The following is a 26273-nucleotide window of genomic DNA, read 5'->3' on the forward strand; positions in this document are numbered from 1 at the left end:
CGTAACAAAGGGTGCGTTGTTCACCGCTTTCACGCAGACGTCACAGATAAAGGCCTTCGCGCATGTGGCGCATCAGGTCCGTTACTTTAGCATCTGGTGTTTCAAGAAGCACGATACGCAGTTCGACGACGAGATCGCCGAAGCTGCCATCTTCTTTTTGCAAGCCTTTACCCGGCACCTTGATGGCCTTGTCCGAGCCCGACCAGGCAGGCACCGAGACCTGCTGCTCACCGCGTGGCGACTGCACCTTGGCCTCGCAACCCAGCACCGCATCGGCGAGAGCAACCGGTAAACTGGTGTAGATATCGTAGCCCTTCACGGTGAAAGCGTCGTCGCGCGCTGTCAAAACCGTGACGACGAGATCGCCACGTGGCGCCTCTGGCAGCTTCAGGCCCTGACCTTTTAGTCGTACCACATGTCCATCGGTCGCACCGACGGGCAATTGAAAACGCACCTCGCGGTCATCGGGCATGCGAAGCGTCACCTGCTTCTGAGCGACGATATCGCCAACAGTCACGATCGCTTCCGCAGTCATGTCGGGCGCTTTTTCCACGACCGGGGCTGGCGCCCTGAAGCGGCGGATAAGCGCGTTGAAGAAGCTGAGGGCAACCGAGTTGCCGCTGTCCGATGCTTCTTGAGTTGTGGTGTCTTCGGTAGATCCTGTCACCGCCGATTTGCCTGCATCGACGCCGCCCTTGATCTTGTCTTCGGCGCCGAAAATGCGCTCCAGCATATCCTCTGGAGATTCTGGTATGGTGTTTCCGCTCGTCGCGCTGGCTGAAGGACTTTCGGCGCCTTCGGCAGACGCCTTGTCATTGCGCGCCTGTGCCCGCGCCAGTTCTTCCATCAGCTTTTCGGCCGCCTTCGCACGCTCTGCTGCTTGACGTGCAGCCTCACGCGCGGCTTCCCGCTTCTGCATGATGGTCTGTTCACGTTGCTTGCCGTCTGAGGCCCGGCGCGCCTGGTCATAGAGACCGCGCTTCTTCGGATCCTTCAGCAAATCATAGGCCTGGCCGATTTCGGTAAAGCGCGCTGTGGCGTCCGGGTCATCGCGATTATGATCGGGATGAACCGTCTTTGCCTTCGAACGCCAGGCGGCCTTTATCTCATCGGAATCGGCATCGCGCTTGACGCCGAGAATAGAATAGGGATCACGCATCCGAACCACCAGTTACGCCCGAAACTGCAGCCGCCTGTCAAAGCGGCCTGAAACAGAAGAAACTCGAGACCTGAACGTGCCAACCTTCGAAAATGTTGCACGATCAGTGTCTTGAACTGGATGGGACTGTGGCAAGAAGTTGCTAATCAGACCTTTACACACGCGTTACTGGATGTGTTGCCGGTCTGATCTCTGAGGATAGGGTAAATGTTTTACTTCTGATCGAAGCGGGTCATCAGCCATTCGCCTGTCTCGGAAAGGCAGGCTTGCCCGGTATAGCTCGCCACGCCTTCAAAGGAATGGCGCGTGGTATTGAAGTTGCGGCAGACGAAACCTGTGCTTCTGTCTTCGCGGATGGCGGTCAACACACCGGCACTACCAGTTGCAGCATTGGCCCACGGAACAGGGGAATCGGCGACCTTCACCAGGTCGGCTGATGTCACAGCGTTGCGAATGGTAGCATCATCGGAAAGTGCCGGCTGGGTTGGCTGGTTTGGCACAGAAGCCGTGGAAAGCGAGCGGTCGACTTTTTCGCCGCCGAAAAGATCAAGACTGACACAGCCTGTCAGTGCAACGGCCATAAAGCCGGCGGCAAAAACATTGACGACCGATGACAGGAAGCTCTTTGTGCGACTGTTCGACTTTGCTATGACGATCACCATCTCTTACCCAGACAACATCTCTGGTACGCAAATCAGCTTTGGAGCATTTTATTCAATATGTCGGAAACGGGGTTAACATCTAGTGACTTCACGGAAGAAAATGAACCATTCGCGCTTTTCGCCGAATGGTTGCGCGATGCAACCACGTCCGAGATAAACGATCCCAATGCGGTAGCCCTTGCATCGGTGGACGAGGACGGCATGCCAAGCGTGCGCATGGTTCTGCTGAAGGCCGCGGATGAGCGCGGCTTCGTCATCTACACGAATTTCGAAAGCCGTAAGGGGCGTGAGCTCCTTGGACAACAGAAGGCTGGCTTGTGTTTCCACTGGAAAAGCCTGCGCCGACAGGTTCGCGTGCGCGGACTGGTCGAGGTGGTGTCGGACGAAGAGGCGGATGAATACTATGCCTCTCGCCCGCGCGGCAGCCGCATCGGTGCCTGGGCGTCAAAGCAGTCGCGACCACTGGAAAGCCGCTTCGCGCTTGAAAAGGCGGTGGCCGAGTACACCGCTAAATATGCGCTGGGCGATATCCCACGTCCGCCATACTGGTCGGGCTTCCGTATCAACCCGCTGACCATCGAATTCTGGCATGACCGGAAGTTCCGTCTGCATGACCGGGTCGAATTCCGGCGGGAAACCACTGACGGCCCGTGGGCTAAGGTCCGTATGTACCCATAAAGTGCTGTGCCTCTTATTGGACGCATAGAGAACGCTTTACCTCCTGTATCGCAAGGCCCGTCGACAGCGGCGGGCGAATCGTGACCAGTGCCGTGTGAACGAAGAGGGAACGCGATGCTGGCTGATTTGATGCAGAAATTCGAGAAGGCCTCGGCGTCCTATTCCGCCGAAAACGGCATCGAACGTGACCCTGACTGGTTCATGCTGAAGATGCAGGAAGAGGTCGGCGAGGTGACGCAAGCCTGGAACCGCTTGACGGCGCGCGGTCGAACGAAGGGCAAAACGCCAGACGAGTTGAGGCAGGACCTTTCCGATGAGGTGGCAGGCCTCTTCGGTCACGTTCTTCTGATTGCCCATCACAACCAGCTTGATCTGATGGGCTCGATCGAACGCAAGTGGCGTTTCGATCCAGCGGTTATTGACTAAACAGCCGTCTTTTCATCACGAAGCAAGGCAGCGACCTCCGATAAACCGGAGCAGATCGCAACGCACTTTTCTCGCATCCGCTCGGTTGCCGGCGCTACATCCGGAACCATCACCGTCATCATTCCGGCAGAAGAGGCGGATTGGACACCGTGATAGGAATCTTCGAGCGCCAGGCAGTCCGCGGGATCAACACCAAGGCGTTGGGCGGCGGTCAGATAGGGCATGGGGGAGGGTTTGGGCTCGCCGTAATCCTCTCGCGCCAGGATATGATCGAAGCGCCCGAGGAGGTTATGCGGCCCAAGATGTCGATTGACGGATTCGTGCCGGGATGAGGTGGCGATGGCGCGCGGTAACTTGAGATCGTCCAGCAGGTCGAGCATTTCCACGACACCGGCCTTCAACGCAACGCCCTGCGCCATACTGATGGCCAAATGGCGCAGCCACGCGTCGCGAAACGCGTCCATCGGAAAATCAGCGCCATGTTCGGCAATGATAGTACCGCTGATAACATCCCAAGGACTACCACAAACCCGCTGGTAAAGGTCGACTGGCAAATTATGCCCACCGTCTTTTGACGCCGCCAGAAAGGAGTCGCGATAAAGCGTCTCGCTGTCGATGAGAAGGCCGTCCATATCGAAGACGACCGCTTTGGGCCTGCGCGGCAGTGTCATGCTCATCTTTTACCCAAACCGAAAGACGCGTTCGCCAAGGCTCTCGCACGGACGAATAAGATAGCCATCCGGATCTGCGATCACGAACTGGCGGTTCCCAACCTCGGTCTCTCCCTTGCGGTACCACTTTTCTTCCAGTGGCAGAAAGAGCGGAACCCGCGCAAGCTCCAGCTTGTCAAGAATAGGTTGAAGCGAGGGCACAGCAAGTTGCAGGTTCATACCCCGTCCAAAGGGATAGTGGATTGGCGCATTCTCCTGCTCGAAGGTGCGGCCAGCACCGATCTGGTCGATCATCAGCTGCGCGTCGCCCAGCGCCAAATAGGTGAAGCCTTCTTCCGGTCGCTCGTAAACGACATGAAATCCGATCAGGTCGCAATAGAATGTGCGGCTCTTGTGCCAGTCGCTGACGGCCAGTTCGGGAACGAGTGCATTGGAAACGAAAGTCATTTTTTCCTTGTCGACGGGGAGGGGGTTTGGGACGTGGATGCGGGCGAGGTCAGTGCATTCAGCGCCTTGGAGATGAAGTCGGACTTGGCGAGGGTGTAGGCATCCCCATCGTCCTCATATTGCTTGGCAGAGCCATCTTAAGTGTCGCGTACTGGTTGGCAAGAGAGGGGTTTTGGCGAAGGATATCACGGAAACGCATTCTGTTCTGGTGGGTGAGGCTGTCGGGCGGGCAAAGATAAACGTGCAGACCCGGCAACGGATCCCGCACCATGGAGGCAAACACCCCGTCGCCATGCCGAGATCCGCGGGGCTCGAAACCAGCGGCTTCCCTGCGGACCCGACCGGCTTCCATTCCCATGGACGCTTTTTGAACAACGTCAATATCGATATAGGGTTTTGCGGCAAGGCCGGGCACGGCTGTGCTGCCGACATGCTCGAGGCTTTTTGCCCAACAACACCGTGAGACGATCCCGGGTGTCGAGATAAAGGCGCGGCCAGTCAGCGTTATAGGAAACGATCTCGACGAGCGTTCCCACCTGCCGACCTCAAGCCTTGGTGCCGCCGACCGTGATCTGATCCATGCGCAGGTGCGGCTGGCCGACGCCGACCGGCACCCACTGGCCCGCCTTGCCGCAATTGCCAATGCCGGTGTCGAGCTTCATATCGTTACCAATCATGGTGACACGCTTCATCGCATCCGGCCCGTTGCCGATCAGCATGGCGCCCTTGACCGGTGCGCCGATCTTGCCATTCTCGATAAGATAGGCCTCCGTGCAGCCAAAGACGAATTTGCCCGAAGTGATGTCCACCTGTCCGCCGCCGAAGGAGACGGCATAGATGCCCTTCTTGACCGAAGCGATGATCTCTTCCGGCGTCTTGTCACCCCCGAGCATATAGGTGTTGGTCATACGCGGCATTGGGACGTGGGAGTAGCCCTGGCGGCGGCCGTTGCCCGTTGCCGTCATGCCCATCAGGCGAGCGTTTTGTCGATCCTGCATATAGCCGACAAGCTTGCCGTTTTCGATCAGCACATTGTAGCCGGACGGTGTGCCCTCGTCGTCCACCGTCAGCGAGCCGCGGCGATTGTCGATGGTCCCATCGTCCACAACTGTGACGCCGGGTGCGGCCACCATTTCACCGAGCAGACCCGCAAAAGCCGACGTCTTCTTGCGATTGAAATCGCCTTCAAGGCCATGCCCGACGGCCTCATGCAGCATGACACCCGGCCAGCCTGAGCCAAGCACGACATCCATCGTGCCGGCAGGCGCATCGATCGCCGTCAGATTGACCAGCGCCTGGCGCAGCGCCTCGTCGGCACCCCGCTGCCAGCTTTCGGTCGTGACGAAGTCGCCGAAGCCCACACGTCCGCCAATGCCGTAAGAGCCGGTTTCCTGGCGGTCACCCTCACCAGCCACTACCGAGATGTTGATGCGGGTCATCGGTCGCACGTCGCTGACGCGATGGCCGTCTGCGCGCAGAATGTCGACGACCTGCCAGCTCGCCGCAACCGACGCCGTGACCTGACGGACCTTCGGATCCTTATCACGCAGGTAGGTGTCGATCTCCGTTAGAAGCTTGACCTTTTCCTCGAAGGAAGGCGAACCGATCGGGTTGTCGTCTCCGTAGAGTTTCTTGTTGGTGCGCTGCGGGGCTGCCGCGTAGGAGCCAGAGTAGCCCTTGGTGACGGCGCCGACGGCATCGGCTGCGCGTTGCAGTGCCGCTGTAGAAAGTTCACCCGCATGGGCATAGCCAACGGTCTCGCCAGCAACAGCGCGCAGGCCAAAGCCTTGATCGGTATTGAAACTGCCACCCTTCAGACGACCATTGTCGAAAGTTAGCGATTCCGCCTGGGCATGCTCGACGAAGAGTTCGCCGTCATCGGCGCCTTGAAGGGCGTCTGCCACGCGGCTCCGCAATGTTCCCTCATCGCAATCGAAAAGCGTCAGAAGGTCTTGGGTCATCGCGTACTCCAGGCGTCAGCATCCATCATCTATTGAATGTGATTTAGGTGCTGGCGTGTGGCGGCGCAAGCCGCCTCACGGATGTGTTGAGGAATTGTCGGTCAGGCAAATGCGGACTGAGAGCAGAGATCATACTGCTCAAGGCAGTGCGTCGTAGCCTTCGGCAAAGCCGCTGAGTTCGATGGGGATTCCGACGCGATCCTGGTCTACCGATTCCCGCAAGGCGAATACCGCGTGCTTTCCGGCGCGCAGAACCTTCATCAATTCGTCGTCGATATCGACTTCCACATAACAGCCCTCGGAAAAGCAGCGGGTGAAGTAGGCGCGGCCGATATTGTTATTGTCGATATAGAGTTCCATTCCATCCTTCAGCAACACGCCGAGCGGCGCCAGAATACGAAGGATGCGGGATTTGCGGTCAGCAGTCTTGAGCACGACGACGGAAAGGCCAACTTCAGGACGGTCGTCGGCAATGACGTTCTGCATGAGCGCACACTGCTCTTCGGATGCACCGGCCGGCTTATCGCAGATGACGGACCATGAGCCGTGCGTGGACTTCGGCGTGCCAGGCGGTTGCTGGGCGACGCTCGCGCCGGACGCGAGAAGAGAGAAGCCGGCGGCGACAAAAGCGGCGCGCGCAATCGGGGGCAGACGCATGGATACCTCTGGAATTCGAATCAGTGCGGTTATTTTGACTTCCGATACGGGAAATGAAAGAGCCACGCTCCTCATTTCCAAGTGAGTGCGGCCAAAATAGGACCTGCTCCGGGTCAGATCATTGCTTACCCTCAGGTTTCGGCGCATGCGAGAGAGGGCTGCGATGTCCTTTCAACTGAGGGTAAAGAGACAAAATAACAGAAGAAAAATGCCCCTCTCCGAAAGCTGGGCGATATTGCGGCGGCGCGCAAACTATGATTTGAGTCTAAACTATAAGCATGGATTCTGCGCCTGGGATTGATCATGACCAGGTGCGTGAGGGAGAGGTACCGTGATTACTAGGATTACAGCAGCGTTAGCGGGCATGATCTGTCTGCTCTCGGCTGTCGGCGCCAGTGCCGATCAGCCAAAAGAGTGGCAGATGGGATTGCAGGAGGCCGCAACGCCGATCATGCACGAAATTCGTTGGTTCGAACAATATACCCTGTGGTTTATCGTTCCCGTGACGCTTTTCGTTCTCGTCTTGCTCATTCTCGTTGTCGTGAAGTTCAAGGCATCCAGAAATCCGGTTCCGTCCAAGACCAGCCATAACACGGCGATTGAGATCATCTGGACGCTGGCTCCTGTTCTCATTCTCCTTTTCCTGGCATTCCCGTCCTTCAACCTGCTCAATGCGCAGCTCACTCAGCCGGAAAATCCAGACCTGACCTTGAAGGCAACCGCCACCCAGTGGCAGTGGAACTACGAGTATCAGGCAGCGGAAGGCTCCGAGCCGCTGGCGTTTGACAGCTACATGCTGAAGGATGCTGACCGCGCTGCTGCTGGCAAGGAAGATCACGCGCGTTACCCGCGTCTTCTTGCCGTGGACAACGAGATGGTCGTTCCGGTGAACAAGACAGTTCGTCTTCTCGTCACCGCAGCACCCACCGACGTCATTCATGCCTTCGCGATGCCGGCCTTCGGCGTCAAGATCGATGCCGTTCCAGGCCGCCTGAACGAAACCTGGTTCAAGCCTGAGAAGGAAGGACTTTACTACGGCCAGTGCTCCGAGCTTTGCGGCAAGGATCACGCCTTCATGCCGATTGCCATACGGGTGGTTTCCGAAGAGCAATACAAGACCTGGGCTGCTGCCGCTGCTTCTGACTTGAGCGGTGCGAACCGGGCGCTGATGGCTTCTGTGGATGGCGCAAGCGCCCTTCGCGTCGCTGCAAACGAAACCAACTAAGGCAAGGAGTGAGGACAATGGCTGGACATTCCGCACACGACGACCATCACTCTCATGATCGTGCCGTCCACGACGCGCATAGCGACGATCACGCACATCACGATCATACGCCGAGTTTCGCTCAGCGTTGGTTCTTTTCGACCAACCACAAGGACATCGGCACTCTCTATTTGATCTTCGCGATCATTGCCGGCATCATCGGCGGCGGCCTTTCCGTCGTCATGCGTATGGAACTACAAGAGCCCGGCATCCAGATCTTCCACGGTCTGGCGACCATGGTTTACGGCTTCGAGGGTGATGCTGCCATCGATGGCGGCAAGCACATGTACAATGTGTTCACCACTGCGCATGCGCTGATCATGATCTTCTTTATGGTCATGCCGGCCATGATCGGCGGTTTTGCCAACTGGATGGTGCCGATCATGATCGGCGCGCCGGACATGGCGTTCCCGCGCCTTAACAACATTTCCTTCTGGTTGATCGTTCCTGCCTTCATCCTGCTTCTGCTTTCGCTCTTCGTCGAAGGTCCTGCAGGTGCCTATGGCGTAGGTGGCGGCTGGACGATGTACCCACCGCTTTCAACGAGCGGTATGCCGGGGCCGGCAGTCGATCTTGCGATCTTCGCGCTCCACGTTGCCGGTGCATCCTCGATCCTTGGCGCGATCAACTTCATCACCACCATCCTCAACATGCGCGCCCCAGGCATGACGTTGCACAAGATGCCGCTGTTTGCCTGGTCCGTGCTTGTCACCGCATTCCTTCTGCTTCTGTCGCTTCCGGTCCTTGCTGGTGGCATCACCATGCTTCTGACCGACCGCAATTTCGGCACCACTTTCTTCTCTCCGGAAGGCGGCGGCGATCCGATCCTTTACCAGCACCTGTTCTGGTTCTTCGGCCACCCGGAAGTGTATATTCTGATCCTGCCCGGCTTCGGCATTATCAGCCACATCGTCTCGACCTTCTCGCTGAAGCCGATCTTTGGTTACCTCGGCATGGCCTACGCCATGGTCGCGATCGGCGCCGTCGGCTTCATCGTGTGGGCGCACCACATGTACACCGTCGGTCTGTCGCTCGAAGCACAGCGCTACTTCGTGTTCGCAACCATGGTGATTGCGGTGCCGACCGGCATCAAGATCTTCTCCTGGATCGCGACGATGTGGGGTGGCTCGCTGACTTTCACGACACCGATGATCTGGGCAATCGGCTTCATCTTCCTCTTCACGGTGGGTGGTGTGACGGGCGTTCAGCTCGCCAATGCCGGTCTCGACCGTTCGCTTCATGACACCTACTACGTCGTGGCGCACTTCCACTACGTCCTGTCGCTCGGCGCGGTCTTCGCGATCTTCGCTGGCTGGTACTACTGGTTCCCGAAGATCACCGGTTACATGTACAACCAGAAGATCGGCAATCTGCACTTCTGGGTGATGTTTGTCGGCGTCAACCTGATCTTCTTCCCGCAGCACTTCCTCGGTCTGGCCGGCATGCCGCGCCGTTACATCGACTATCCGGATGCCTATGCGGGCTGGAACCTGGTCTCGTCCTACGGCTCCTACATTTCGGCGGTCGCCGTCCTGATCTTCCTCTTCGGCGTATGGGAAGCCTTCGCCAAGAAGCGGATCGCTGGCGACAACCCATGGGGTCCAGGTGCCACCACGCTGGAATGGCAGCTGTCGTCTCCGCCGCCTTACCACCAGTGGGAGCAGCTTCCGCGCATTCGCTGAGGCATTTTGTCCGAGCGTTTTGTCCGGCGTAACATGATAAATGTCAGTTTTACGCCGGACGAGATGATAAAGGACGCCTCATTCTGATGGGGCGTCTTTCGGGAAAGCAGGAACTAATGACCGTTATTGACAATCGCGACACGCTGGCAGTCGACTCCGCTTCGCTTTCGGAAGCTGGCGCGCGTGATTACTTCGAGCTTTTGAAACCCCGTGTCATGTCACTGGTGGTGTTCACGGCCTTTGCCGGGCTCATTCTGGCACCAGGTCAAATCAATCCGGTGCTCGGCCTGATCGCGATCCTGTGCATTGCAGTCGGGGCAGGGGCCTCCGGCGCGTTGAACATGTGGTACGATGCCGATATCGATGCCGTCATGTCGCGCACAGCCAAGCGTCCGATCCCATCTGGACGGGTTGCCCCGGGTGAGGCACTTGCCTTCGGGCTGACGCTCTCTGTGTTCTCGGTTGCGATATTAGGCCTTGCCGTCAATTGGTTTGCTGCCGGTCTGCTCGCCTTCACAATCTTCTTTTATGCCGTCGTCTATACGATGTGGCTCAAACGTTCGACGCCGCAGAACATCGTGATCGGTGGTGCCGCAGGCGCATTCCCGCCCATGCTCGGCTGGGCCTGCGTGACCGGCAATGTCTCATTGGACAGCACAATTCTGTTTTTGATCATCTTCCTCTGGACGCCAGCGCATTTCTGGGCCTTGGCGCTCTTCAAGATGCGTGACTATGGTTCCGTTGGCATTCCGATGATGCCGAATGTGGCAGGCGAGCGCTCGACCAAGAACCAGATGATCGCTTATGCGGTACTGACGATGGCCGTTGCCGTGGCGCCCTATTTCTCCGGTCTTGCTGGATTGGGCTATGGCATTTTCGCTGCCGTCCTCAGCATCATCTTCGTTTACTGTTCCATCTCCGTTCGGCGCATGCCAGATGGCGATGAGAAGATGATGCCGGCAAAGAAGATGTTTGCCTATTCGGTATTCTACCTGTTTGCGATTTTCTCCGCCCTTCTGGCCGATCATCTCGTGCCGTCCTTTGTTACGATGTTTGGAGGCGCGGCATGATCGAGACCGTAAAACTCAACGAAGCGCAGAAGAAGTCGAGGCGCGGTCGCAACATAGCGCTCGGCATAACACTCGCGGCTCTGGTGGTGCTCTTCTACATCATCACCATCATCAAGATCGGCGGTCACTGATCGAACGACTAGGGAGGAGGGAGATATGACAGCAGCAGAAAAGACGACAGGAAGCAGAAAGACGAGCAACGGCTCGATCCTCGTGCTGTGCCTTGTCTTCGTCTGCGGCATGGTCGGCATGGCCTATGCCTCCGTGCCCCTTTATCGCCTGTTCTGCCAGGTCACCGGCTATAACGGTACCACGCAGCGCGTCGAGCAATATTCCGATGTCATTCTCGACAAGACGATGAAGGTGACATTCGATTCCAACACGTCCAACGGCCTGAACTGGGACTTCCGTCCGGTGGACAAGATGGTCGAGCCGCGCATCGGCGAGACCATTCAAGTCAAGTTCAAGGCGACCAACCGCTCGCCGGTGGCGACCACGGGTACGGCTGTCTTTAACGTGACGCCGATGGAGGCTGGTGCCTACTTCAACAAGGTGCAGTGCTTCTGCTTCACCGAGACGACGCTTCAGCCGGGTGAGACACTGGAGATGCCGGTTGTGTTCTTCATCGATCCGGAGATCGTCAAGGCTCGGGAAACGAAGAACATCCATACATTGACCTTGTCCTATACGTTTTACCCGTCGAAAACGGAAAAACCGGTTGCGTCCTTACCGGCAAAGACCGAACGTGACGAGACGAGACTTTGAGAGAGGGAGGCGTGGTCGCAAGATCGCGCCGTGGAATGAGGCGGTCGCCTGACGTTAGTTCAGAGAGACCGGTTTAGCGAGATAGGGAAGAGCCTTCGGGGATTGATCACATGGCAGATACGCATCAGAAGAACCACGACTACCATATCATAAGCCCGAGCCCATGGCCGCTTCTGGCATCGATCGGCGCGTTCGTGCTGACCTTTGGCGGCATCTGTTACATGCGCTATCTGAACGGCGGTTCCTTCAAGCTGTTCGGTCTGGAGATGGCGAACCCGTGGCTGTTCTATATCGGCCTCGTGATCGTTCTTTACACCATGTACGCATGGTGGGCGGACACGATCAAGGAAGGCGACGAAGGTCACCACACGCCGGTCGTTTCGCTGCATCTGCGCTACGGGATGATCATGTTCATCGCGTCTGAAGTCATGTTCTTCGTGGCATGGTTTTGGGCTTATTTCGATGCAAGCCTCTATCCGCATGAGGCCATTCAGGCGTCGCGTCTTGCCTATACCGGCGGTCAGTGGCCACCAAAGGGCATCGAGGTCATCGACCCTTGGCACTTGCCGCTCTACAACACCGTTATCCTGCTCCTGTCCGGCACCTGCGTCACCTGGGCGCACCATGCTCTGTTGCACAACGACCGCAAGGGGATGATTGCCGGTCTGTCGCTGACTGTGGCTCTCGGCGTCCTCTTCTCCGCCGTCCAGATCTACGAATACATGCACGCCCCGTTCGACTTCAAGAATTCGATCTATGGCGCGACGTTCTTCATGGCGACGGGCTTCCACGGCTTCCACGTCTTCGTCGGAACGATCTTCCTGCTGGTCTGCCTCTTCCGTGCCATTGCGGGTGGCTTCACGCCAAAGCACCACTTCGGCTTTGAGGCGGCTGCCTGGTACTGGCACTTCGTTGACGTTGTCTGGCTCTTCCTCTTCTTCGCCATCTATATCTGGGGCGGTTGGGGCGCGCCACTGGCTGAGACCGGTCACTGACAAACAAAAGGGCGGCACGCCGCCGCCCTGTCTGATCAGACAAACGAACGTCGCGATCCAGCGGCGTTTGGAGTGCGGTGGTTTGCCGCGCTCGGTTTATACGACAAGGGCGGAGGAGCCATGACAGAGACCACAGGCGAATTTCCTCCCGTCGACCCCATCAAAGTTGGTTTGCAAGGCTGCTGCCCGCGGTGCGGCCGTGGAAAGCTTTTCGATGGATTTTTAAAGATCAAACCGCATTGCAGCGCCTGTGGCCTGGATTACGCTTTCGCCGACGCCGGCGATGGTCCGGCGGTCTTCGTCATGCTGATCGTTGGCTTTTTGATCATGGGTCTCGCGCTGTGGTTCGATTCCGTTTTTGCGCCGCCCGTTTGGCTCCATGCGTTGATCTGGCTTCCCTTGACGGTGGTCGTCGCCCTGGTTCTTTTGCGCAAGCTCAAGGGCATCATGGTGGCACTGCAATATCGTAACAATGCCAGTGAAGGCAAAATCGACCATGGCTGATTCCGGCGCTCTCAAGCCATCCCACCGGCGCCTGTGGTTTGCCGGTCCGCTGGTGCTTCTGCTGCTGGTTATCCTTCTGGCGCTCGGGACATGGCAGGTGCAGCGGCTTTATTGGAAAGAAGCCTTGCTGAACGAGATTGAAATCCGCGTCCACTCAAGCCCCGTTGATCTTGCCGAGATCGAGAAGATTGCTGCCTCCGGCGGCGATATCGAATATCGCACTGTCCGTGTCTCTGGCGTTTTTGATCACACTAAGGAGCGGCACTTCTTTGCCACCCACCAAGGGCAGACGGGTTATTACGTTTACACGCCGCTAAAGCTCGATGATGGCCGAGAGATTTTTATCAATCGCGGTTTCGTACCTTATGAGATGAAAGATCCGGCAAAGCGCGAGCGGGGTCAGGTGGCCGGTCGTGTCACGATTGAGGGCCTTGCTAGAGCGCAGCTTGTGTCCAAGCCTTCGATGATGTTGCCCGACAATGACATCGGAAAGAATATCTTCTACTGGAAAGACATTCGCGCGATGGCAAAGAGCGCCGGCGTTCCCGCTGGAACACTTGTGCCGTTTTTCATTGATGCCAGTGATGCACCCAATCCAGGCGGTTGGCCGAAGGGCGGTGTGACGCTGATCGACCTGCCCAATAATCACCTGCAATATGCGATTACATGGTACGGTCTTGCCGCCGCTCTTGTCTTCGTGGCCGGTTTTGCCTATGTCCGGGGCATCAAAGGCCCGAAGGAGTAGGGCCGCAATGCACGTAGCTCTTGCCGTCGCAGTAAGCGACAGTAGTTTGGCAGTGTTCGCGCCCATCAATGAAGTGCGGGAGGCAAAGGAGCAGGAATGAATATGGCCGTTTCCAAGCCGCCTCTGACCATCAGGCTCTGTGGCCCGCGCGGTTTCTGCGCCGGGGTCGATCGCGCAATCCAGATTGTGGTGCTGGCGCTAAAAGCCTACGGCGCTCCGGTCTATGTGCGCCATGAGATCGTTCATAACCGTTACGTGGTTGAGGGGCTGGAAGCCAAGGGAGCGATCTTCGTCGAGGAACTGAACGAAATTCCTGCCGAACATCGCCAGCAGCCGGTGGTCTTTTCCGCTCATGGGGTGCCGAAATCCGTGCCGGAAGACGCGCAGGCGCGTAACCTCTTCTACCTCGATGCCACATGCCCTTTGGTCTCCAAGGTTCATAAGCAAGCCATGCGTCACCAGCGCCTTGGCCGTCACGTCATCCTCATCGGCCATGCCGGCCATCCCGAAGTGATCGGCACCATGGGGCAATTGCCCGAAGGCACGGTGTCGTTGATCGAGACAGTGGAAGATGCGGCCCTTTATCAGCCGATTGACGCCGAGAGCCTCGGTTTCGTCACACAGACGACGCTCTCCGTCGACGATACCGCCGGTGTGATTGCCAAACTGCGGGAACGTTTCCCGGCAATGCAGGCGCCAGCCGCCGACAGCATCTGCTACGCCACCACCAACCGTCAGGATGCGGTGAAGCAGGCCGCACCCGGCTGCGACCTGTTCATCGTCGTCGGTGCGCCGAACTCGTCCAATTCCAAGCGTCTGGTGGAAGTGGCCTTACGCGCCGGCGCCAAGCGTTCCGTGCTGGTCCAGCGTGCCGCTGAGATCGACTGGAGTGAGATCGGTGACGTTCGGACCGTCGGCCTTTCGGCAGGCGCCTCCGCGCCGGAAGTGATCGTCGATGAGATCATTCAGGCGTTCAAGGAGCGCTTCGACACGACGCTCGATCTGGCCGTCACGGTGGAAGAGACCGAGCATTTTCTGGTGAATCGCGAGCTCCGCAATATTGAACTCACCACGCAAGACATGGCATTCGTCAACGGCAGCGCAAGCGATGCGCTTCCTGCGAAAGCCGTGCTTAACGGCTGACCCTTATCCATCCTCTTGCAAGAGAATTCCATTGGCAGTTTACACGGACATCACCGAAGATGAGCTGAGACAGTTTCTCGGCCAATATGACGTTGGCGAGCTGACCTCTTACAAGGGCATTGCCGAGGGTGTCGAAAACTCCAATTTTCTGCTTCACACGACAAAGGATCCGCTGATCCTGACGCTCTACGAGAAGCGAGTGGAGAAGTCGGACCTTCCCTTCTTTTTGGGGCTGATGCAGCACTTGGCCGATAAAGGCCTGTCTTGCCCGTTGCCTCTGCCGCGCAAGGACGGCGAGCTACTGGGCGAGTTGTCCGGTCGGCCAGCGGCGCTGATCTCCTTCCTTGAGGGCATGTGGCTGCGCAAGCCCGAAGCCAAGCACTGCCGCGAAGTCGGTAAGGCACTGGCGGCCTTGCATCTGGCGGGCGAAGGCTTCGAGATCAAGCGGCCGAATGCGCTTTCGCTCGAAGGCTGGAAAGTGCTGTGGGATAAGTCCGAAGCGCGCGCCGATGAGGTGGAGCGCGGACTGACGGAGGAGATCGATCCCGAGATCGCTTTCCTCGCCGCCAATTGGCCAAGCGATCTGCCGTCCGGCGTCATCCACGCCGACCTCTTTCAGGACAATGTCTTCTTCCTGGGCGATGAGCTTTCCGGCCTGATCGATTTCTACTTCGCCTGTAACGATCTTCTTGCCTACGATGTCTCGATCTGCCTGAATGCCTGGTGCTTCGAGAAGGACGGTTCGTATAACGTTACCAAGGGTAAGGCGCTGCTGGAGGGATATCAATCCGTGCGCCCGATGAGTGAGGCCGAGCTTAACGCTCTGCCAATTCTTGCGCGGGGCTCAGCACTGCGCTTCTTCCTGACCCGGCTCTACGATTGGCTGACGACGCCAGCTGGCGCGTTGGTGGTGAAGAAGGACCCGCTGGAATATCTGCGTAAGCTGCGCTTCCACCGCTCCATCGGCAACGCGGCCGAGTATGGATTGGCTGAAGAATGAAGCATGTCGATATTTTTACCGACGGCGCCTGTTCGGGTAATCCTGGACCGGGCGGCTGGGGCGCCGTTCTCCGCTACGGCGAGGTCGAAAAGGAACTGAACGGTGGCGAGGCAGATACCACCAACAATCGCATGGAACTGATGGCGGCTATCGAAGCGTTGAACGCGCTGAAGGCTCCTTGCGAAGTGGACCTCTATACCGACAGCGCCTACGTCAAAGATGGTATCACCAAGTGGATTTTCGGCTGGAAGAAAAAGGGTTGGAAGACAGCCGACAACAAGCCGGTCAAGAATGTCGAGCTGTGGCAGGCGCTGGAGTTGGCGCGCGAGCGTCACAAGGTGACACTGCACTGGGTGAAGGGCCATGCCGGTCATCCGGAAAACGAACGTGCCGACGAGTTGGCACGCAAAGGCATGGAACCGTTCAAACGGCGGTCATGAAGCGATGATGTAGTCCCAAACTGGGCGCTGCAGAATCAAGGAGGAGGGACTTATGACGATACTTCATTGCGTATTCCTGCGGTTTAAATCCGCAACAACGACATCCGAAAAGCAGGCAATCTACGAAGCGATCACTGCACTTAAGGATGTCATTCCCGGCATTTCGGACATCAAGTGCGGCCAGAACGTTTCTTCCGAAGGCTTGAATGGTGGGTTCCTGGACGGCTTCATTGTCACCTTCGACAGCACCGAGGCGCGCGATGACTATCTTGTGCATCCCGAACATGTCGACGTCGGCGAACGTTTAGCCGGGCTCACCGATGGTGGCTTGGCTGGCATCCTCGTCTTCGACATGGCTGTTTGACCCGAATCTTCGCCGCGGGTTATGACTAACGGCCTTCGACACATGGGCTCTGGGTGTGACGAAGGCCATTTAGAGCATTTCCAGCAAAAGTGTGATCGGTTTTGCGTCCGGAAATGCGTAAAAACAAAGAGTTATAGGAGTGTAGGTGAACCCTTGTTCACCGAAGCTGCTCTAGTCTCAGATCAGCTGGACTTGTTCATAGCGTCCGCGATCTTGTCTACATTGTAGCGGAACATCTTCTCATAGGTCGGAGCAGGGCCCTTCGCCTTAGAAAGCGACTCGACGTAGAGTTCACCGCCGGGTGCAGCGCCCGTTGCCTTCGCCACCTGCTTGACCAGTCTCGGGTCATTCGAGTTTTCAAAGAAATAGGTTTTGACGTGCTCGGCCTTGATCTGCTCGATCAACTTTGCCACGTCTCCGGCGGAAGCTTCCGTTTCTGTCGAAACCCCAAGTGGTGAAAGGAACGTGACGTTATACTCGCGGCCGAAATAGCCGAAGGCATCATGGCTCGTTAGAACCTTGCGGCGATCCTGTGGGATGGGGTCAAACTTCTGGTGCGCGTACCGATCCAGCTCGTCGAGCTTTTGAATATAGGCGGCGGCATTGGCCTTGAAATCATCTTTATCGGCCGGATCGGCAGCGGCAAGCGTCGTCTCGATGTTATGGACCCACACCTTGACGTTGACCGGGCTGTTCCAGACATGCGGATCGGTAACCGTTTTGCCGTCCTCATCCATGTCACGCGTTTTGATGCCTTCCGAGACATTGACGGGTGTGCCCTTGTAACCCGAGGCGGAGATCAGCCGGTCCATCCATCCTTCCAAGCCAAGCCCGCTCACGAAGACAACATCAGCTGCTTTCAGGCTTTTCGCATCCGCAGGCGAGGGCTCGAACTCATGCGGATCGCCGTCCGGCTTCACCAAGCTCGTGACTGTGACGTGCTTGCCGCCCACCTGCTTCACCACATCGGCAAGCACGGTAAAGGAGGCAACGGCTTTCACCTCTCCGGCGGAGGCGGCAGTGGAAAAAGCCATGGCGATGGGAAGGGCGGTTGAGAGAAGGAAGAGGCGTGGTGACATTGGCATTCTCCTAAAATTAGCCCTTCAGATGAGGGCGGGTAAAAAGGCGCGAACCGAGTCCCGCAGGCGCTACCAAAATGGACAGCCCGTAAAGACAGGTGGCTGCAATGATGATGGTGGGGCCGGACGCCGTCTCGAAATGGTAGGAAGCGACAAGGCCGAGATAGCCGGACGCGGCGGCACTGCCGCTGGCAATCGCCAACATGGCCGGCAGACTGCGTGCCCAAAGCTGGGCGATCGCAGCTGGCAGCATCATCAGGCCCACAGCCATCAGCGTTCCAAGCGCTTGAAAGCTTGCCACCAGATTGATGACGACGAGCAATAGGAAGGCGACGTGATAGATCGGTCCACGACCGCCAACGGCGCGCAGGAAACCGGGGTCGAAACATTCGGTCACCAGCGCGCGATAGATAAACGCCATCACCACCAGCGTCAGCGATGTAATCGCGCCGATCTGAAAAAGTGCGGGCGCATCGATGGCGAGGATCGTGCCGAACAGCACATGCAGGAGATCGACATTCGAACCGTGGAGCGAAACGATCAGAACGCCAAGCGCCAGCGATGCCAGATAGAAGCTCGCAAAGCTTGCATCTTCCTGAAGCGGGGTCACGCGGCTGACGATGCCGGAAAGCAGTGCAACGGAGAGGCCGGCCACAAGACCTCCAAGCCCCATCGCTGTCAGAGAAAGGGAGCCGGCGATCAGATAGCCGATCGCCGCACCAGGCAGAATGGCGTGGCTCAGCGCATCGCCCATCAGGCTCATCCGCCGTAGCGCAAGCAACACGCCAATGGGACTTGCGCCAACCGAAAGGCAAAGGCAGGCGACGAGTGCACGACGCATAAAGCCGTAATCTTGAAACGGTGCAATGAGGAGATCATAGGCCGTCATGCTGCTGGCTCGCAGATGTCGCTATTCTCATCCCAGCGTTCGGCCATGGCGCGCGCCCGCAGAAGATTGGCAGACGACATGACGTCGGCAGTCGCACCCCAGCCAACGAGTTCGCGGGCGATCAGCAAGGTCTGAGGAAAATGCGCCCGTACCTGATCGAAATCGTGCAGCACGGCGATCACGGTGCGGCCCTCGCCATGCCAGCGCGAAACGATGTCGAGAAGATCGCGGGTCGTTCGAGCATCGATGGCAGTGAAGGGCTCATCCAGCAGAATGACCCTGGCATCCTGCACCAGAAGCCTCGCGAAAAGGACACGCTGGAACTGCCCGGCTGAGAGCGAGCCAATAGGTCGCTTCTCGAAGCCCTCAAGACCCACGGCCGACAATGCGTGACAACCCGCGTCCAGTTGCGCGGTCGTGATGGGTCCAAATGCGCCTGCTGATTTCCATGCCCCGAGCAGAACCGTATCGAGCACAGAAATCGGAAAGCGCCGGTTGATATCGGCCGCCTGCGGTAGATAGCCAAAATCGGTTCGCTTCAAGGAGTGGACGATCCGACCTTCAGAAGGCCGCAACTCGCCGATGATGGATTTCAGCAGCGTAGATTTGCCTGCGCCGTTTGGCCCGGCAATGGCCGTCAGGCTTCCCGCATGAAAAGCACCAGAAACATGATGAACCGCCGGGTGCCGCTCATAAGCGACAGTGAGGTTTTCGATCTGAAGAATGGTGACGTCCGTCATGGCAACACAACCGCCCAGTAGATCGCGGCCCAGAGGGGCAAAAGGAGCAGGAGAACCAGAAGTAGGCGTTGGCACGATGATTGGCGCAGCAGGGGAGGCAGGGTCGACAAACGCATAGCGCGCTCACAAAAATGTTATACCGTTACTGTTATGGTGTAACAATTGAGGCGGAAGAAAGGCGGGTGCCGACGCTTCATCTGGCTTGATGTTATACCTTTTTCAATGAAAAAGGCCCGACGCGATGCCGGGCCAATTGGAGACGACGGATCGATCAGAATATCAGAGTTGCTCGATCATCGTGGCAGCCGAAGACACCGTTGCCTGGCCGGGATTGTCTTCGACGTTCAGGGACTTGACCACACCGTCATCCACCAGCATGGAGTAACGCTTGGAGCGCACGCCAAGGCCGCCGCCGGAAAGGTCAGCATCGAGACCGAGCGCCTTGGTGAAGGATGCATCCCAGTCTGCCAGGAAGTGGATCTTGCCCTGGCCGCCGCTCGATTGCGCCCAAGCGCCCATGACGTGCCAGTCATTGACGGCGACGACGGCGATATCGTCCACGCCCCGCGCGAGGATGGCGTCACGATTTTCCAGATAACCCGGCAAGTGGTTCAAAGAGCAGGTTGGCGTGAATGCGCCGGGAACGGCGAAGACGACAACCTTCTTGCCGCTGAAGAGCTCGTCGGTCGTGGTTTCGACTGGGCCGTCCGGGGTCTTTTCCTTGAAGGTCGCGGAGGGCAGTTTGTCGCCGATCTTGATGGTCATAATATCGCTCCTGTGGCAATGACGGCGCGACTATAGTGCATGATCAAGAAAGCTGTGAAGTCGTTTTCTTGATCGGTCACAGTCCTTATTGAGAGGGGAAATTCAGCGGCGCTTCCATGGCGCGTGAGCCCGATTTGACCAGAATGTGCCAGCTTTGACCCTTAGGATTATAGCTCTTCGGCAGCCCCTTGATGTTCATGTAAAAGGAGAGCTTGCGCTTATCGCGAACAAGGTTCTGCGGCTCGAAATAAGCATATCCCGACGGGCCGGCGATATAAATATCGGCCTCTTTCGGAGCGCCGTCCGGCAGGTAAAGTTCTACGCCAAGCAGAGACTTGTCCGGGGTGATATGGAAATTGACCACCTTGAAATCATCCGATGGCGCCTCTGGAAGGTTTTCCCGGCTTGACTGGACGAAGGCGACCTCTTCGTCCGTGGCTGACGCCTTTCTATCGATCTCGAAGCTGGCTTCGAACGGAATGCAGATATTGAGGCAGACACCGATAAATGCCGTCAGCTTCGCTGCGTCGGTGTCATGCCCTGCGCCGGACTGCAAGGTGATCGGAAAATTCACCGGCTGATCGTAGCCGATATCCGTGATGTCGTCGTTCTTGATCAGCTTCGGCACGGGAAATGACATCGAGGAAAGCATAACACCGCTTGCGGCATCCGGCTTCAGTTGCGGCGGAATTCCAGCTTCTCCGGGTTCACGCCAGTAGGTGATCCAGCCGGGCTTCAGGTCGATCTGAAGCACCGCATCGATTTTCCCGCTGCCATCCGGGGGCAAGCTGACGATGCGCATCCGCCCACCTTCGCTCGTCGCCCATTCGGTCGTGTCAGCCTTGGCGATTTCTCCAACGGAAAGCGTGGAAACCAGCGCTATGGATGCGATCAGAAAACTGCGAAGGGAGGGAAGGATCGAACTGGTCATACTCCTCGTCTACCGCAAGCGGGGTGAAGCGACCAGTTACGATTTCATCTCATTCATCATTTTCGGTTGATTGATGGGGCTCTATGCCGCATCCTTACCAAAAGGTGAAACCAGACCGGCGTCGCTATGGGGCGCTGAAAGGGAGGCGCTCTTGGCTTTTTCGACCCTCATGGACAAGAAGGAACGAGGCTTTCTGGATGGTCAGTTTCTGATCGCCATGCCGGGGCTTGCCAACAGCGCCTTCGAGCGATCCGTCATTTATATCTGCGCACATTCGCAAGCCGGCGCCATGGGGTTCATCATCAATCGTGGGCAGCAGATCACCTTTACCGACGTTCTTCTTCATCTGAAGATCATGGACAGCAACGACGCGATCATGCTGCCCAACCGCACCCGCGATTTCCCCATTCAGTTTGGTGGTCCAGTTGAGACGGGCAGGGGCTTTGTGCTGCACTCGGACGATTACTCCAGCGAATCCAGTATTCCCGTCAGCGACGATATCTCGCTGACAGCCACGCTCGACATCGTACGTGCGATTTCCAATGGCCGCATGCCGCAGCGGGCCACCATGCTGCTCGGCTATGCCGGTTGGGCGCCAGGGCAGCTCGAAAACGAAATTGCCAATAATGGTTGGCTCAATTGCCCTGCTTCGGAAGACATGATCTTCGACCAGTCTCTGGATGACAAATATGAGCGCGCGCTTGCCCTGATGGGGGTCGATCCACGCATGCTTTCAGCTGAAGCGGGACATGCCTGATCTTCACGATGAAAGCGTGAGATCAAGAGGAACAAAATTATATCGATGACGTTTTCTCCCCGGTAGCCAGCACCGAGCCTGGCATAAACTAGGGAGAATGATCATGGGTAGCACATCCGACAAGATCGCTGGTAAGGCCAATGAAGTTGCTGGCAAGGTAAAGCAGAGCGTTGGTTCTGCCACCGGTAACGATCGCATGCGCGCCGAAGGTGCTGCGCAGGAAACCAAGGGCAAAGTACAGTCCACCGCTGGCAAAGCCAAGGATGCCGTAAAGGGCGCCGTCGACAGAATGTAACAGGTCGGCGACCTCTTTCAAAATCAGACGGTCGCCACTTGTATGGCCTTCAAGGTCGCTGAGCGCATGTGTTGAAACCCGACACGTGCGCTCTTTGCTTGCGCAGTCAATTTTCCCAATCAGTCGTGATGCCCAGGAGATAGGGATGCAACTTTTCTCGTGCGCTGCCTGCGGACAGCCCGTTCACTTCGATAACCGATCCTGTGTTCGCTGCGGGCATCGGCTAGCCTTCGTACCGCAGACGCTTTCGATGGAAGCGCTGGATCCAGCGGGCGATCCTGTATGGACGCTGGTGTCGAAACCGGATCATAAGGTTCGCTTCTGCGCCAACGAAGTTAACGACATCTGCAACTGGGCAATCCCGGCAGACCAGGAATCGGCATTTTGTCCAGCCTGCAGCCACAACCGTCTCGTGCCCGATGCTGCCACTCAGGAAGGCATCGAGCAGTGGCGGCGCATCAGCCAGGCACAGCGGCATCTTTTCTATTCCATGCTGCGGCTGAACCTGCCTCATCCGAACCGGGATGCCGATCCGCAGGGCGGACTCGTCTTCGACTTCCTTGTCGATGAAATTGCTCCTGATGGCACGGTCATCCCCGCCATGACTGGCCACGACGAAGGATTGATCGCGATCCGTGCCGCCGAAGCGGACGATGTGACGCGCGAGCAGGTCCGCGCCAACATGAACGAGCCTTACCGCACCATGCTTGGCCATTTCCGCCATGAGGTCGGGCATTTCATCTGGAACAAGCTGGTCCGCGACGCCGGTCGTCTTGACGCGTTCCGCGCAGCCTTCGGTGACGAGCGTGAAGATTATGGTGAGGCGCTAAAGCGCAACTACGAAGAGGGACCGAAGCCCGGCTGGCAGGAGATTTATATCAGCTCCTACGCGTCGGTGCATCCTTGGGAGGATTTCGCCGAATGCTTCGCTCACTATCTCCACATTGTCGATACGCTTGAAACGGCTCATGCTTTCGGTATCGCCATTGAGCCGGAAGGCCACGAGGAAATGGCAACCGAGGTTGCTTTCGATCCTTACCGAGCTCGCAGCGCACAGCGTCTCGTCAACGCCTGGGTGCCGCTAAGCGTCGCACTGAACTCCATGCAACGCAGCATGGGGGAGGCCGATCTCTATCCATTTGTGCTGACACCGGCCGTGGTCGAGAAGCTGCAGTTCATCCATGACCTCGTGCATGGGAAGATCCCGGCAAACTCCGACGTCGCTGCGCCAGAGACCGCTTCTAACGATCAGGTCGGTCTGCCACAGGCTGAACAGCAATCAGGCGCGCTTGAAGACCTGAAAGCGCTCGCGTAGCAGGCGGAGTGCTGCGTCCGGCGTATCCGGCGTCCCAAACAAGAAGCTTTGCCCGTAATGACAATTCATGCGGGCAAGCTCTGCCGCATCCTCTGGTGTTTCGATACCTTCCGCGACCACCTGCATTTCAAGCGCGCGTGCCATGGCGATGATTGAGCGGAGCAACACGTTGCGCTTATCGCTGGTGTTGGCAATCAGTGCCTTGTCGAGCTTGATGGTGTCGAAGGGGAAGCGCGTCAGATAGGCGAGCGACGAGTAGCCGGTGCCGAAATCGTCGAGCGCTAGGCTGAGGCCTGTCTCCTTGAGCTTTGCTAGCACAAGCCGCGCCTGCTCGGGGTTTTCCATGACGATCGATTCAGTCAGCTCCAGCTTCAACTGCTGCGGATTGCAGCGCGTCCGCTGCAGCATGCTGCGCACGTCGTTATAGAGTTCGTTGTTGAGCAGTTGCGCGCTAGAGATGTTCACCGAGATGAAGATCGGCAGCTTGTCGATGGCGTGTTGCCAATCCATCAGATCGTTTGCCGCCCGCTCCAGTGCAAACATGCCGAGCGGCTCGATCAGGCCAGAGGCCTCGGCAATTGGAATGAACTCGCTCGGAGGGATATTGCCACGCTTGGGATGCTCCCACCGCATGAGGGCTTCAAAGCCGGCTAGATCGCCATTGTCCAATTTGACGATCGGTTGATAGGCAAGGGTAAGCTCCTTGCGTTCAAGAGCGCGACGCAGGTCGCTTTCCATCTGAAGCCGGTCTGTACCGGAGGTTCGGAAGGCCGGGCGGAACGGTTCGACGCGGTTGCCACCTGCGCGTTTGGCGCGATACATCGCAAGTTCGGCATCGCTCAACAGACCGGCCGCACTTTCCTGCTGGTCTATCCAGGAGACGAGCCCGATCGAGGCCGTCAGGATGATCTCGCGATTGGCGAAATTGATCGGCACCATGATGGCCTTGTTCACCGCATCGGCGAAATCGGCCACACGCTGAGGATCGCGCTCTGAGACCAGGATCAGGCCGAACTCGTCACCACCAAGACGCGCCAGCGTATCTTGTGGCTTCAGGAGGCGTCGCAGGCGTCGCGTTAGTGCAATAAGAATGTTGTCGCCGGCCGCAATGCCAAGGGTGTCGTTCACCAGCTTATAGCGGTCGATGTCGATCGCCATCACCGTCGGACGAACCGTGTCCCCATCGGGGGCAAGGTTCATCACGGATTGCAGACGGTCCAGAAAGACCTGGCGATTGGGAAGGCCGGTGAGATTGTCGTTCAGCGCATCTTGCAGCAAACGCTCGACGGAATTCTTCTGCTCTGTGATGTCGGTAATCGTGCCGACGCAGCGAATGATTTCGCCGTTGGAACCAAGAACCGGACGCGCGCGGATTTGCAGCCAGTGAAAGTGTCCATCTTCGGCGCGAATACGGAACTCGTGGTTTAGCCGCCCTTTTCGATGATCCAAGAGAACGTCGAGCGTCGCCTTGAAGCGGTCGCGGTCATCAGGATGCAGGCGGGGCAACCAATTGCGCGCCGCGCCATGCATGGTGCCCGGATGAAGCCCGAGCTTGATGGACACGTCCGGCGTGGTGACGATGCGGTCACGCGTCACGTCCCAATCCCACACCGTATCGCCACTGCCGGTCAGCGCCAGCGATTGCCGCTCAAGGTCGGAAAACAGGCCTTGCTGGTAGGCACTTCCGGCAAAGGCATGCTGAATGACGGTGAAGCCGATCAGAAGCACGATCAGGACCAGACCACCGCCAAGTGCCGGCTGCACGATGTCGTTGTCCAACTGCCCGGTCACCGTCAGCCAGCCGCCGAAGAGCCAGACCAGGATCAGCGCCCAGGAGGGCACAAGCAGGATGGCGCGGTCGTAACGGTTGAAGCCGAGATAGATGATCAGCACGATCCCGACCGTCGCAGTCAGCGCGAAGGAAACGCGCGCGATACCGGATGCGATCGACGGATCGTAGATCGCAACGCCAAAGAGGGCGCCAAGGCCGATGATCCAGGCGAATGTCGCGTAACCCAGATGCGCGTGCCACCGGTTCAAATTGAGATAGGTGAACAGGAAGACCACGAAGCTGGAGGCGAGCGCCACTTCGGCGCCCGCCCTCCACATTCGCTCGTCGCTGGATGTTACGGTAATCAGCTTTTCGAGGAAGCCGAAATCCACGCAGATATAGGCGAGAACCGCCCAGGCCAGTGCCGCCGAAGCTGGCAGAACCGAGGTCCCTTTGACGACGAAAAGGATGGTGAGAAGGACTGCAAGAAGACCGGCGATGCCGAGCACGATGCCGCGATAGAGCGTGAAGGCGTTGATCGTGTCCTTGTAGGCTTCCGGCTCCCACAGATAGAGCTGTGGCAGTTGCGGCGTGGAAAGCTCGGCCACGAAGGTAATGACTGCGCCCGGGTTCAGAGTAATGCGGAAGACGTCGGCGTCGGGGCTTGGTTGGCGATCCAGCGCAAAGCCTTCGCTCGGCGTGATGGCGATGATACGCTGAGAGCCGAGATCGGGCCAGAACAGCTTGGAATTGACAAGACGAAAGTGTGGCGCGACGATGACGCGTTCGAGCTGTTCTTCCGAGACATTGGCAAGCGCGAAGACCGCCCAGTCGCCCTGGTGGGCAGGAGAGCTCGCGCGCACTTCGATGCGTCGGCGAATGCCATCCGGACCGGGGGCGGTAGAAACCTGAAAAGCCTCGCCCTGATTGGCGTAGATATCGGTGGTGGCGGTCAGGTCGAGCGCGTTGTCGTCACGGGAAATCTTGACCGGCTCAAAGGCGAGTGCCTGGCTGGAGAAAATGGCGCAGAGGAACAATAGCGCCGTCGCACATGCTTTCGCCGGGAGGTGTTTCAACAGGCGCGACACGAGGCTCATA

Annotated in this window: 30 protein-coding genes; 17 read left to right on the forward strand and 13 right to left on the reverse strand. The window is 57.9% G+C overall.

The genetic code is table 11. The features are described 5' to 3' along the window. Positions 1-40 precede the first annotated feature (40 nt). Both WKI41_RS11795 and WKI41_RS11800 read right to left on the reverse strand, forming a co-directional pair. Positions 41-1159, reverse strand: coding sequence for a DnaJ C-terminal domain-containing protein (locus tag WKI41_RS11795; protein WP_340193708.1), 1119 nt, complete (start codon positions 1157-1159; stop codon positions 41-43). 212 nt (positions 1160-1371) lie between these two features. Continuing rightward, positions 1372-1821: an RT0821/Lpp0805 family surface protein gene (locus WKI41_RS11800; RefSeq protein WP_340193709.1), complete on the reverse strand. Its 450-nt coding sequence runs from the start codon at positions 1819-1821 to the stop codon at positions 1372-1374. A 57-nt stretch (positions 1822-1878) separates the two neighbouring features. Here WKI41_RS11800 and pdxH point away from each other — a divergent pair, with 57 nt between their 5' ends. Both pdxH and WKI41_RS11810 read left to right on the forward strand, forming a co-directional pair. Then, entirely contained in the window at positions 1879-2499 is a 621-nt protein-coding gene (pdxH, locus tag WKI41_RS11805; RefSeq protein WP_340193710.1) for a pyridoxamine 5'-phosphate oxidase, read from the forward strand. Positions 2500-2613: 114 nt separating this feature from the next. Next, positions 2614-2925, forward strand: a complete 312-nt coding sequence (locus WKI41_RS11810; protein ID WP_340193711.1) for a pyrophosphatase — start codon at positions 2614-2616, stop codon at positions 2923-2925. Here the strand turns inward: WKI41_RS11810 and WKI41_RS11815 are convergent. From WKI41_RS11815 to WKI41_RS11835, 5 genes are all read right to left on the reverse strand, one after another. Continuing rightward, positions 2922-3602 carry an HAD-IA family hydrolase gene (locus tag WKI41_RS11815; RefSeq protein ID WP_340193712.1) on the reverse strand — a complete coding sequence of 227 codons (681 nt, stop codon included), beginning with the start codon at positions 3600-3602 and terminating at the stop codon, positions 2922-2924. The genes WKI41_RS11810 and WKI41_RS11815 overlap by 4 nt on opposite strands. A gap of 3 nt (positions 3603-3605) precedes the next feature. Further along, positions 3606-4043 carry a bleomycin resistance protein gene (locus tag WKI41_RS11820; RefSeq protein ID WP_340193713.1) on the reverse strand — a complete coding sequence of 146 codons (438 nt, stop codon included), beginning with the start codon at positions 4041-4043 and terminating at the stop codon, positions 3606-3608. Between the two features lie 58 nt (positions 4044-4101). Next, a complete protein-coding gene (locus WKI41_RS21740; protein ID WP_425341022.1) occupies positions 4102-4458 on the reverse strand; it encodes a GrpB family protein in 357 nt (118 codons plus the stop codon). A 130-nt stretch (positions 4459-4588) separates the two neighbouring features. Then, positions 4589-6004: a metalloprotease TldD gene (tldD, locus tag WKI41_RS11830; protein ID WP_340193715.1), complete on the reverse strand. Its 1416-nt coding sequence runs from the start codon at positions 6002-6004 to the stop codon at positions 4589-4591. Between the two features lie 138 nt (positions 6005-6142). After that, positions 6143-6661 carry an invasion associated locus B family protein gene (locus tag WKI41_RS11835; RefSeq protein WP_340193716.1) on the reverse strand — a complete coding sequence of 173 codons (519 nt, stop codon included), beginning with the start codon at positions 6659-6661 and terminating at the stop codon, positions 6143-6145. 364 nt (positions 6662-7025) lie between these two features. Between WKI41_RS11835 and coxB the strand changes: the two genes are divergently transcribed. The 12 genes from coxB to WKI41_RS11895 all read left to right on the forward strand — a co-directional run bounded on the left by coxB (position 7026) and on the right by WKI41_RS11895 (position 16633). Further along, a complete protein-coding gene (coxB, locus tag WKI41_RS11840) occupies positions 7026-7886 on the forward strand; it encodes a cytochrome c oxidase subunit II (protein ID WP_340193751.1) in 861 nt (286 codons plus the stop codon). A 17-nt stretch (positions 7887-7903) separates the two neighbouring features. Next, the gene (gene ctaD / locus WKI41_RS11845) at positions 7904-9607 is read left to right on the forward strand and encodes a cytochrome c oxidase subunit I (protein ID WP_340193717.1); all 1704 of its coding nucleotides are present in this window, start codon (positions 7904-7906) and stop codon (positions 9605-9607) included. Between the two features lie 116 nt (positions 9608-9723). Beyond that, a complete protein-coding gene (locus WKI41_RS11850; RefSeq protein WP_340193718.1) occupies positions 9724-10677 on the forward strand; it encodes a heme o synthase in 954 nt (317 codons plus the stop codon). After that, a complete protein-coding gene (locus WKI41_RS11855) occupies positions 10674-10808 on the forward strand; it encodes a hypothetical protein (protein WP_340193756.1) in 135 nt (44 codons plus the stop codon). The genes WKI41_RS11850 and WKI41_RS11855 overlap by 4 nt, the downstream gene beginning before the upstream one ends. A gap of 25 nt (positions 10809-10833) precedes the next feature. Further along, a complete protein-coding gene (locus WKI41_RS11860) occupies positions 10834-11442 on the forward strand; it encodes a cytochrome c oxidase assembly protein (protein WP_340193719.1) in 609 nt (202 codons plus the stop codon). 110 nt (positions 11443-11552) lie between these two features. Next, on the forward strand, positions 11553-12437 hold the full coding sequence (locus WKI41_RS11865) for a cytochrome c oxidase subunit 3 (protein ID WP_340193720.1): 885 nt from the start codon (positions 11553-11555) through the stop codon (positions 12435-12437). A gap of 120 nt (positions 12438-12557) precedes the next feature. Continuing rightward, positions 12558-12941: a DUF983 domain-containing protein gene (locus tag WKI41_RS11870; protein WP_340193752.1), complete on the forward strand. Its 384-nt coding sequence runs from the start codon at positions 12558-12560 to the stop codon at positions 12939-12941. Further along, entirely contained in the window at positions 12934-13686 is a 753-nt protein-coding gene (locus tag WKI41_RS11875; protein ID WP_340193721.1) for an SURF1 family protein, read from the forward strand. Before WKI41_RS11870 ends, WKI41_RS11875 begins: the two co-directional genes overlap by 8 nt. A gap of 96 nt (positions 13687-13782) precedes the next feature. Continuing rightward, a complete protein-coding gene (gene ispH, locus WKI41_RS11880) occupies positions 13783-14829 on the forward strand; it encodes a 4-hydroxy-3-methylbut-2-enyl diphosphate reductase (RefSeq protein ID WP_340193722.1) in 1047 nt (348 codons plus the stop codon). Positions 14830-14860: 31 nt separating this feature from the next. Beyond that, positions 14861-15829: a homoserine kinase gene (locus WKI41_RS11885; protein ID WP_340193723.1), complete on the forward strand. Its 969-nt coding sequence runs from the start codon at positions 14861-14863 to the stop codon at positions 15827-15829. Continuing rightward, positions 15826-16269 (forward strand): ribonuclease HI, encoded by a 444-nt coding sequence (gene rnhA, locus WKI41_RS11890; protein ID WP_340193724.1) that lies wholly within the window; start codon positions 15826-15828, stop codon positions 16267-16269. Before WKI41_RS11885 ends, rnhA begins: the two co-directional genes overlap by 4 nt. 52 nt (positions 16270-16321) lie before the next feature. Then, positions 16322-16633: a Dabb family protein gene (locus WKI41_RS11895; protein WP_340193725.1), complete on the forward strand. Its 312-nt coding sequence runs from the start codon at positions 16322-16324 to the stop codon at positions 16631-16633. A 182-nt stretch (positions 16634-16815) separates the two neighbouring features. Here the strand turns inward: WKI41_RS11895 and WKI41_RS11900 are convergent, their stop codons facing one another. The 5 genes from WKI41_RS11900 to WKI41_RS11920 form a co-directional block, all read right to left on the reverse strand. Continuing rightward, entirely contained in the window at positions 16816-17712 is an 897-nt protein-coding gene (locus WKI41_RS11900; RefSeq protein WP_340193726.1) for a metal ABC transporter substrate-binding protein, read from the reverse strand. A gap of 16 nt (positions 17713-17728) precedes the next feature. After that, positions 17729-18601 carry a metal ABC transporter permease gene (locus WKI41_RS11905; RefSeq protein WP_340193727.1) on the reverse strand — a complete coding sequence of 291 codons (873 nt, stop codon included), beginning with the start codon at positions 18599-18601 and terminating at the stop codon, positions 17729-17731. After that, positions 18598-19341: a metal ABC transporter ATP-binding protein gene (locus tag WKI41_RS11910; RefSeq protein ID WP_340193728.1), complete on the reverse strand. Its 744-nt coding sequence runs from the start codon at positions 19339-19341 to the stop codon at positions 18598-18600. The genes WKI41_RS11905 and WKI41_RS11910 overlap by 4 nt, the downstream gene beginning before the upstream one ends. Positions 19342-19620: 279 nt before the next feature. After that, positions 19621-20106, reverse strand: a complete 486-nt coding sequence (locus WKI41_RS11915; RefSeq protein ID WP_340193729.1) for a peroxiredoxin — start codon at positions 20104-20106, stop codon at positions 19621-19623. Positions 20107-20191: 85 nt separating this feature from the next. Next, positions 20192-21037 carry a protein-disulfide reductase DsbD domain-containing protein gene (locus tag WKI41_RS11920; RefSeq protein ID WP_340193730.1) on the reverse strand — a complete coding sequence of 282 codons (846 nt, stop codon included), beginning with the start codon at positions 21035-21037 and terminating at the stop codon, positions 20192-20194. A gap of 151 nt (positions 21038-21188) precedes the next feature. On the opposite strand from WKI41_RS11920, the gene WKI41_RS11925 reads away from it, so the two are divergent. From WKI41_RS11925 to WKI41_RS11935, 3 genes are all read left to right on the forward strand, one after another. Continuing rightward, positions 21189-21794 carry a YqgE/AlgH family protein gene (locus WKI41_RS11925; protein WP_340193731.1) on the forward strand — a complete coding sequence of 202 codons (606 nt, stop codon included), beginning with the start codon at positions 21189-21191 and terminating at the stop codon, positions 21792-21794. Positions 21795-21897: 103 nt separating this feature from the next. After that, complete coding sequence (locus WKI41_RS11930) at positions 21898-22089, forward strand: CsbD family protein (RefSeq protein ID WP_340193732.1); 192 nt, start codon at positions 21898-21900, stop codon at positions 22087-22089. A 145-nt stretch (positions 22090-22234) separates the two neighbouring features. Beyond that, positions 22235-23404, forward strand: a complete 1170-nt coding sequence (locus tag WKI41_RS11935) for a zinc-binding metallopeptidase family protein (protein WP_425341023.1) — start codon at positions 22235-22237, stop codon at positions 23402-23404. On the opposite strand, the gene WKI41_RS11940 is transcribed toward WKI41_RS11935, so the two are convergent. After that, the gene (locus WKI41_RS11940; RefSeq protein ID WP_340193753.1) at positions 23369-26272 is read right to left on the reverse strand and encodes an EAL domain-containing protein; all 2904 of its coding nucleotides are present in this window, start codon (positions 26270-26272) and stop codon (positions 23369-23371) included. The genes WKI41_RS11935 and WKI41_RS11940 overlap by 36 nt on opposite strands. Position 26273 lies beyond the last annotated feature (1 nt).

This window comes from Agrobacterium larrymoorei (assembly GCF_037722385.1).
Classification (GTDB): Bacteria; Pseudomonadota; Alphaproteobacteria; order Rhizobiales; family Rhizobiaceae; genus Agrobacterium; species Agrobacterium larrymoorei_C.

Coding starts and splice junctions, on each gene's coding strand:
- WKI41_RS11795 (WP_340193708.1), bottom strand. CDS start 1,159: ATGCGTGATCCCTATTCTATTCTCGGCGTCAAGCGCGATGCCGATTCC.
- WKI41_RS11800 (WP_340193709.1), bottom strand. CDS start 1,821: ATGGTGATCGTCATAGCAAAGTCGAACAGTCGCACAAAGAGCTTCCTG.
- pdxH (WP_340193710.1), top strand. CDS start 1,879: ATGTCGGAAACGGGGTTAACATCTAGTGACTTCACGGAAGAAAATGAA.
- WKI41_RS11810 (WP_340193711.1), top strand. CDS start 2,614: ATGCTGGCTGATTTGATGCAGAAATTCGAGAAGGCCTCGGCGTCCTAT.
- WKI41_RS11815 (WP_340193712.1), bottom strand. CDS start 3,602: ATGAGCATGACACTGCCGCGCAGGCCCAAAGCGGTCGTCTTCGATATG.
- WKI41_RS11820 (WP_340193713.1), bottom strand. CDS start 4,043: ATGACTTTCGTTTCCAATGCACTCGTTCCCGAACTGGCCGTCAGCGAC.
- tldD (WP_340193715.1), bottom strand. CDS start 6,004: ATGACCCAAGACCTTCTGACGCTTTTCGATTGCGATGAGGGAACATTG.
- WKI41_RS11835 (WP_340193716.1), bottom strand. CDS start 6,661: ATGCGTCTGCCCCCGATTGCGCGCGCCGCTTTTGTCGCCGCCGGCTTC.
- coxB (WP_340193751.1), top strand. CDS start 7,026: ATGATCTGTCTGCTCTCGGCTGTCGGCGCCAGTGCCGATCAGCCAAAA.
- ctaD (WP_340193717.1), top strand. CDS start 7,904: ATGGCTGGACATTCCGCACACGACGACCATCACTCTCATGATCGTGCC.
- WKI41_RS11850 (WP_340193718.1), top strand. CDS start 9,724: ATGACCGTTATTGACAATCGCGACACGCTGGCAGTCGACTCCGCTTCG.
- WKI41_RS11855 (WP_340193756.1), top strand. CDS start 10,674: ATGATCGAGACCGTAAAACTCAACGAAGCGCAGAAGAAGTCGAGGCGC.
- WKI41_RS11860 (WP_340193719.1), top strand. CDS start 10,834: ATGACAGCAGCAGAAAAGACGACAGGAAGCAGAAAGACGAGCAACGGC.
- WKI41_RS11865 (WP_340193720.1), top strand. CDS start 11,553: ATGGCAGATACGCATCAGAAGAACCACGACTACCATATCATAAGCCCG.
- WKI41_RS11870 (WP_340193752.1), top strand. CDS start 12,558: ATGACAGAGACCACAGGCGAATTTCCTCCCGTCGACCCCATCAAAGTT.
- WKI41_RS11875 (WP_340193721.1), top strand. CDS start 12,934: ATGGCTGATTCCGGCGCTCTCAAGCCATCCCACCGGCGCCTGTGGTTT.
- ispH (WP_340193722.1), top strand. CDS start 13,783: ATGAATATGGCCGTTTCCAAGCCGCCTCTGACCATCAGGCTCTGTGGC.
- rnhA (WP_340193724.1), top strand. CDS start 15,826: ATGAAGCATGTCGATATTTTTACCGACGGCGCCTGTTCGGGTAATCCT.
- WKI41_RS11895 (WP_340193725.1), top strand. CDS start 16,322: ATGACGATACTTCATTGCGTATTCCTGCGGTTTAAATCCGCAACAACG.
- WKI41_RS11900 (WP_340193726.1), bottom strand. CDS start 17,712: ATGTCACCACGCCTCTTCCTTCTCTCAACCGCCCTTCCCATCGCCATG.
- WKI41_RS11905 (WP_340193727.1), bottom strand. CDS start 18,601: ATGACGGCCTATGATCTCCTCATTGCACCGTTTCAAGATTACGGCTTT.
- WKI41_RS11910 (WP_340193728.1), bottom strand. CDS start 19,341: ATGACGGACGTCACCATTCTTCAGATCGAAAACCTCACTGTCGCTTAT.
- WKI41_RS11915 (WP_340193729.1), bottom strand. CDS start 20,106: ATGACCATCAAGATCGGCGACAAACTGCCCTCCGCGACCTTCAAGGAA.
- WKI41_RS11920 (WP_340193730.1), bottom strand. CDS start 21,037: ATGACCAGTTCGATCCTTCCCTCCCTTCGCAGTTTTCTGATCGCATCC.
- WKI41_RS11930 (WP_340193732.1), top strand. CDS start 21,898: ATGGGTAGCACATCCGACAAGATCGCTGGTAAGGCCAATGAAGTTGCT.
- WKI41_RS11935 (WP_425341023.1), top strand. CDS start 22,235: ATGCAACTTTTCTCGTGCGCTGCCTGCGGACAGCCCGTTCACTTCGAT.
- WKI41_RS11940 (WP_340193753.1), bottom strand. CDS start 26,272: ATGAGCCTCGTGTCGCGCCTGTTGAAACACCTCCCGGCGAAAGCATGT.